This window comes from Endozoicomonas atrinae (assembly GCF_001647025.1).
Taxonomy (GTDB): domain Bacteria; phylum Pseudomonadota; class Gammaproteobacteria; order Pseudomonadales; family Endozoicomonadaceae; genus Endozoicomonas; species Endozoicomonas atrinae.
In genome coordinates, this window is sequence record NZ_LUKQ02000288.1 from 1 (window position 1) to 6,167 (window position 6,167).

Annotated in this window: 9 protein-coding genes; 5 read left to right on the forward strand and 4 right to left on the reverse strand. The window is 55.2% G+C overall.

The features are described from left to right. Positions 1-71 precede the first annotated feature (71 nt). From AK963_RS24345 to AK963_RS24355, 3 genes are read right to left on the reverse strand one after another with little or no spacing between them, the layout of a single operon-like run. Complete coding sequence (locus AK963_RS24345) at positions 72-1,490, reverse strand: hypothetical protein (RefSeq protein ID WP_066017987.1); 1,419 nt, start codon at positions 1,488-1,490, stop codon at positions 72-74. Then, the gene (locus tag AK963_RS24350; protein ID WP_066017988.1) at positions 1,487-1,768 is read right to left on the reverse strand and encodes a hypothetical protein; all 282 of its coding nucleotides are present in this window, start codon (positions 1,766-1,768) and stop codon (positions 1,487-1,489) included. The genes AK963_RS24345 and AK963_RS24350 overlap by 4 nt, the downstream gene beginning before the upstream one ends. Then, the gene (locus tag AK963_RS24355) at positions 1,765-1,995 is read right to left on the reverse strand and encodes a hypothetical protein (protein ID WP_066017989.1); all 231 of its coding nucleotides are present in this window, start codon (positions 1,993-1,995) and stop codon (positions 1,765-1,767) included. Before AK963_RS24355 ends, AK963_RS24350 begins: the two co-directional genes overlap by 4 nt. Positions 1,996-2,175: 180 nt before the next feature. On the opposite strand from AK963_RS24355, the gene AK963_RS24360 reads away from it, so the two are divergent. Beyond that, positions 2,176-2,811 carry a helix-turn-helix domain-containing protein gene (locus AK963_RS24360; RefSeq protein ID WP_066017990.1) on the forward strand — a complete coding sequence of 212 codons (636 nt, stop codon included), beginning with the start codon at positions 2,176-2,178 and terminating at the stop codon, positions 2,809-2,811. On the opposite strand, the gene AK963_RS24365 is transcribed toward AK963_RS24360, so the two are convergent. Next, the gene (locus AK963_RS24365) at positions 2,804-3,223 is read right to left on the reverse strand and encodes a RusA family crossover junction endodeoxyribonuclease (protein WP_066017995.1); all 420 of its coding nucleotides are present in this window, start codon (positions 3,221-3,223) and stop codon (positions 2,804-2,806) included. The two genes, AK963_RS24360 and AK963_RS24365, sit on opposite strands and share 8 nt — an antisense overlap. A 233-nt stretch (positions 3,224-3,456) precedes the next feature. On the opposite strand from AK963_RS24365, the gene AK963_RS24370 reads away from it, so the two are divergent. The 4 genes from AK963_RS24370 to AK963_RS24385 form a co-directional block, all read left to right on the forward strand. Next, positions 3,457-3,792 carry a hypothetical protein gene (locus tag AK963_RS24370; protein WP_066017991.1) on the forward strand — a complete coding sequence of 112 codons (336 nt, stop codon included), beginning with the start codon at positions 3,457-3,459 and terminating at the stop codon, positions 3,790-3,792. After that, positions 3,785-4,096: a hypothetical protein gene (locus AK963_RS24375; protein WP_066017992.1), complete on the forward strand. Its 312-nt coding sequence runs from the start codon at positions 3,785-3,787 to the stop codon at positions 4,094-4,096. The genes AK963_RS24370 and AK963_RS24375 overlap by 8 nt, the downstream gene beginning before the upstream one ends. After that, the gene (locus AK963_RS24380) at positions 4,068-4,967 is read left to right on the forward strand and encodes a recombinase RecT (RefSeq protein WP_139117630.1); all 900 of its coding nucleotides are present in this window, start codon (positions 4,068-4,070) and stop codon (positions 4,965-4,967) included. Before AK963_RS24375 ends, AK963_RS24380 begins: the two co-directional genes overlap by 29 nt. Further along, positions 4,967-6,167, forward strand: a 1,201-nt coding sequence (locus AK963_RS24385) for a YqaJ viral recombinase family protein (protein ID WP_066017994.1), incomplete at its 3' end; no start/stop codon positions are given. The genes AK963_RS24380 and AK963_RS24385, both read left to right, overlap by 1 nt.

Genomic DNA, 6,167 nt, shown 5'->3' on the forward strand with positions numbered 1-6,167 from the left:
GCGCCTGATAGGCATTGGCAAACCGCACCTTCGCGTCCCGCTGCTCCTGAGCGGTCAGGGCAGAACGCAGTTCATGCCAGCCCGTCTCCCTCCCCGCCAGATACACCGCCCGATGGCTCCAGGGGTGATGACTGGGCGAACCTGCGCCGTCGTTGGCCTCCAGCCATGCCTTCGCCATCGGGGGTAGTCCGATGTCCTCCGGTTTCGGCTGACACAGCCTCAGAAACTCCGGGACTGACGGCGGCCAGTCCTTCTCCTGCTGACACCGCTTGATGCCCAGAGCCAGCAGTTTCGGGTCTAAATCCTTCAGGGTGTTCAGCCATGCCCCCGTGCGATCCGACAGGCCGTGCTCCTTCGTCCACTTCGCGCCGTACAGGCCCGTCATGGTCGAAAACAGCTCCGCGATCAGCTTCGGGGTTATACCAGTCGCGCTCCTGGCGCTTGGTGGCACTTCCCCCGTCCTGGGGGTCGTACCCTGTGGTTTCTGCGAACTCCGGTTCCGGCTGGAGGTATTCCCGGTTGGCCTCGATGACTTGATCGAGCGCACTGCGCTGGCCGCCAGCTCTTTGCCTTGCTGCATGATTCACCGTCCATGGATTCGTCAGGTTGTCCGGGTTGTTCAGGTAGGGTTCCGTGGTCTTCACGTACTGGGTGCCGGTGGCATCGGTCTGGTCGCAGTAGTGGGCATAGGCTTGCAGGTTGGCCAGTAGTTGCGCCGGGGTGAACCCCTGCTCACGGACCAGCTTCCGGTACTTGCGGAAGGTGCGTTGCTTGTGCCCCTTATCGCCTTCCCGTTTGGGAAAGGTCTGCCACCACTGCTCAAAGTCGTCGGTTAGATCGTCGGCTTTTTTCGTCGCCTTACTGGCCGATGAAATAGCTGATTCGGTCGCACCAGTCGTGCTCCCGTCACTTGATGGCACTTCCCCCGTCCTGGGGGGCGTGCGGTCGGCAGACCGGACAAGTATCTTTTCTTCTTCTATATTCTCTTTTCTATCTTCTATCTTCTTAGGGCTAACAGTTTCCGAACGACTTTCTAACAGCCGTCTAACTTCCGCCACCTTATCCTTTACCTCTCTGGACACCTTGCCACTGCTGAGTTTATCCAGTACCCGATGGACAACCGTTACCGCCTCCGGCAATACTTCCGGCAGCTTTTCCGGCAACAGGAGCAACGCATTCAAACGGGCGATAATCTGCTTCTGATTGACGGTCGGGTTGTGCTCCATGTACCGGTTGATGCACAGGTAGTTGCTTTGTTCGGAGAGTGTTAGAAAATCGTTAGATGCCAGTTCGGCCAGTGCTTTCTGAACCGCCGACCGATCCCAGCACAGGTCATCTGCCATGTACCCTCTGGACAGCTTGAAGATACCGATCAGGTTGCCATGCCCGGTGGTCAGCAGGTACAGGGCCATCAGCTTGGCTCTGTCTGACAATGGCTGAATATCGTCACTGGTCCAGAACCGGGAGGACACCTTGCCAAAGTCTTTCATTGGCTACCCCCAAACCACCGTTTCTTCCGCCGGGCAGTGCGCTCGTTTTTCTCCATCCAGTTGGTAATGAACCGGGTAAAATTGTCCTCGTCGGTTTCGTATTCAAACCGTTGCTGCATGTAGTTGAAGGCATGATTCAACTCGGCTTCCACATCGATGTTCGGATACTCACGCACCAGTTCGTCGTATACGTCATGGGGCATTGCAAAATGCGGATCGTGGCCCTGAATCGGCCAGGGGATGTCATACCAATTCAGGAATTGGGTTTCTTCATTCACGCTCCACCTCCTGCGGCCTGTAATGCGATGCCGATCAGGTGGCACTCGTCCTGTTCGATGGTGAACTCAACCCCATCCCTTATCAGGGTCGCCACTGCACGGGGCGGAACCTTTTCGCTATACTCTTTTTCCGGCAGACGGCCCGTCTCCGTGGAACATGTCACACCGGAGGCTTTGCGGGAGTTCTGGTGGGGAATAGCCACTGATGAAAGGTTTTGGTTATCCATTAGCCATTCTCATTTATTTATTATTTTCACCATATCGTTTCTCTTTCGGAACGATAAATAGAACAGTGTACCGATTATTTTTATTTGTCAACGACACAAAACCCGAATAAGAAATTAACGATCCAGGCATTCAATGGTACGTTTCCTGTTACTTAATAATGATTTAAAAGAGCTTTCGACGTGACTCAGACATGGACCGAGCGTGTTAGGGAAAAAGCAGCAGAACTCCACTTATCCGATGCCAGCATTGGCAGGGCTATCGGTGTCAGTAAGACCACCGTTTGTTCATGGATGCGTGGCCACCGTGAAGCAAAACTGGAACAGAAAAGACAGGTGGCAGAGTTACTGGGTGTATCACTGCACTGGCTGGAAACCGGAGAGGAAGAACCCAACCCCTACGTCATCCCGTACATCAAACCGGACCTGAACGCCAATCAACTGGATACGTTCCTTGCGCAAAAAGCAGCCTTGCAGGAAGACACCGGCATTCGTCTCATGGAGTCCATTGGCACCAGCTACCTGCTCCGGGTGAATAACGACTCGATGATTGATCCCGGCAATGGCACAAGGCTCGGCATTCCCCCCGGCAGTACTGTCCAGATCGACAGTGATACCCCGCCGGAACCGGGCAATTTCATCCTGATACAGCAAGGGGAAACCCTGATGCTGCGAGTCTGGCAGCCCATTGAATCCAGCCTGCACCTGCTGACTGTGATCAACCCGCTGTATCAGTCGGACCTGAACATCAAATATCAGGGCAACCTGAAAGACATATTCAAAGGCACTGTCGTGGCTTTCTGCCGCGAACTCAGATAGTCCATCCCACCACCAGAACCCCCGGCTGCTGCCCATAAACCTTGATGCAGCGGCCATCAACAATCTGCTTGTCATCCTCCCACATGAGCCCATTCAGGGCATCGCAGTAGAGCTTGGCCACATTATCAAAATCCGGCTTCACCGCAGGGCGAACCCGACCGGCTTCGGCCTCCTGCCGCTTTTTCTTTGACCAGCTTTTCGGAATGGGAAACACCGCCAGCACCAGTACCCCCATCGGACCGGTGATCAACGCTCCCTGATGCTGATGCCCTGCCCACCGAACCCTGTTCTCTGCCTGCCTGGTAGCCTTTGGGGTATAACACCGCCCTGTCCGGGTGAATCGTGGTCGGCCTTTCCCCACCGGGGCATCATCCACAAAAAGAAACCTTGGATTATGCAAGATTAAATCCATTACATATTCCCGTACCGTTTCCGGCAACAGAGCAAGCCAGTTTTCCAGCCCATTCATCCCTGAGTCACACCCCTTTTATCCAAGCCCAACTCTTACGTGCAGTACAATTTGATTATCAATATCTATCAATAAAAACGTATCAATAAAAATAATTCATATATTAACGTTTGCGAAACATTGCGTTTCGTTTATTAATATATTTTAAGAAAAATAATTAACCAAAAGGCAACCCAATGGACGCAGTACGTCTGGACCCCTACGGCATTCAGGATGCCGCTGACCGCAAAGAGGCACTGGCCGGGTTTATTGAATCCGAACTGGAAGCCATCGAAACCAATCTGAAAGATCAGCTCGACAGCCGGTCGGCCTGCACCGTCAACGGCATCGGTGTGATTGATCCACTCCGCTTTATCAATTTCCTGACCACGGAACAATTTCACCCGCAGCAGGGTTTCAGGTTGCTGGCTGTCCAGCACCTGGCTTATGCCTGCGACCACAACGAAGACGCCCGTCTGACCGGTCGGGACATCCGTAACTACGCAATAGAAAGAGGTTATTGCCATGGATAAAGAGCATCTGCTTGAGAGCTCATTCCGCCACGGTATCAGTGACTGGCTCAACGAAAATTCGTTTACCTATAACTTCTCCGACTTCTGCCATCTGAAGCGCCGTCTGATGTCGGTGACCTCCGAGCATACGCCGGTGGAAGACCTGAGAAGGCTGATTGAAAACACCATCGCCGTGTGGCGTCTGGATTATGAAACCGGCCACACCTTCGATCACTGGGATGTGCTCGGTGATGATCTGGTAGACCGCTGCGAACATCGCATCAGGGAATACCACCGTGGGGAGGCACTGCGTCATGCAAGCTGATCCCCAGTCCCTGACCCAACACATCATCCACTCTCAGGAGCAGGCGTTCACCCGCATCGCCAGCCGTGCCGAGCTGGTTCACTGGGCTGAAGAAAGCCGCTTTGCCCTGGAGGCGCTGGACAAAAATCCGGCCTTGCTGAAATGCACCCCGCAAAGCATCCAGTCTGCCATCATCAATGTGGCCGCCTGCGGCCTCACCCTGAACCCGGCCAACGGTCTGGCCTATCTGGTGCCTGAATACAACAAGCAGACTCGCCAGAATGTCTGCCACCTTCGGATCAGCTTTAAAGGGCTGTGCAAGGTGGCCGTGGACAGCGGGGCGATCCAGTGGGTAAGGGCTGAAGTGGTTCGTGAGAGAGATCACTTTGAGTATCACGGCCCCTGCACTGACCCCACTCACACCATGAACCCCTTTGCTACTGACCGTGGCGAGGTAGTGGGCGTTTACTGCATCGCCAAAACCACCAGCGGTGACACCCTCTGTGACGTCATGGGCCGCGCCGACATCGACAAGATCAGGGCCACCGCCAAAACCGATAACGTCTGGAATACCTGGTTCGAGGAAATGGCCAAAAAAGCCATCGTCAAACGCGCCAGCAAACTATGGCCATCGGCCAGCAGTGCCCAGCGGTTCCAGGACACCGTGAACACCCTCAACGACACCGAGGGAAACGTCATCGAGGGGGAAAGCGAGCAGGCCATCTACTACCCCGATGACCGCTTCACCCAACTTCTGCCCCAGTGGCAGGCATCCATCGAAGCCGGTAAATACGGTCCCGACCGGGTAGTCAGCCAGATCAAATCCTCCGGCTTTCCCGCCTCTCCCGCACAAATAGAACAACTGAACGCCATCAAAAGACAGGAGCACTAATGGAGATTATCGACGTGGAACAGGGCAGTCCTGAATGGCTGACCCTGCGCATGAAACACTTCACCGCCAGTGAAGCACCGGCCATGATGGGCACCAGCCCCTTCAAAACCCGTGACCAGCTTCTCCATGAAAAAGCCACGGGCAGCACTGAAGAAGTGACCGATCAGCAGCAGGCTCGCTTTGACCGGGGTCACGCTGCCGAAGCCGCTGCCCGTCCCTTAGCCGCTGCGATTATCGGTGTCCCTGATCTGTTCCCGGTGACCGGTGTCCTGAGCGTTGAAGGCCTGCCCCTGCTGGCCAGTCTGGACGGTCTGACGCCTGCGGAAGATGTGGTCTTTGAGCACAAACTCTGGAATGAAAAGGTCGCTGCCCAGATCGAGGCGGATGACCTTGACCCTTTCTACTTCTGGCAGCTTGAACAGCAACTGCTGGTCAGCGGTGCCGGGTATGCCCTGTTTGTCTGCTCCGATGGTTCTGCCGCCAATCTGCGTCATCTGGCGTACTACTCTCAGCCCGAACGCCGGGAAGCGTTGATCGCCGGTTGGCACCAGTTCAAGGAAGACCTTGAAAACTACCAGTCCCAGCCAGTACCGGCACAGCCTCTGGTGGGCGAGGTCATTCAGGACACCACGCCACTGGTGGTGCAGATCGACGGTATGGTTACCCAATCCAACCTGCACCAGATTGAAGAACAGGTATTCAAGCGCATTCGCTCCATCAAGTCGGCACTGGTGACCGATCAGGACTTTGCCGATGCGGAAACCGCCGTCAAATTCTTCAAGGCCACGGAAAAGAAGCTCCAGGACGGCAAGATCGCCGCCCTCGCGCAGGTGCCGGACATTGCCCGACTGTTTACCGACATCGACTACCTGACCGACGCCATGGCCAGGAAACGCAAATTGCTGGACAAGCAGGTCAAACAACAGAAGGAACACATCAAGGACAGCATCGTCCTGCAAGCCGTCACCTCACTGGAAAAGGAACGTCAGGCCCTGAATGTCGAGCTGACACCGGGCTGGGTGCCCTCGGTCATTAGCCCCGCCGGGTTTCAGGAGGTGATCAGGGGCAAACGGAATATCTCCAGTATGCAATCAGCCGTCAATGACCGGCTGGCGCAGGCCCGTATCGAGCAGAAGCAGCAGGCCAAAGCGGTGAGAAACAATCTGGCCGTGTACCAGAAGATGGCTGCCGACAAGGACT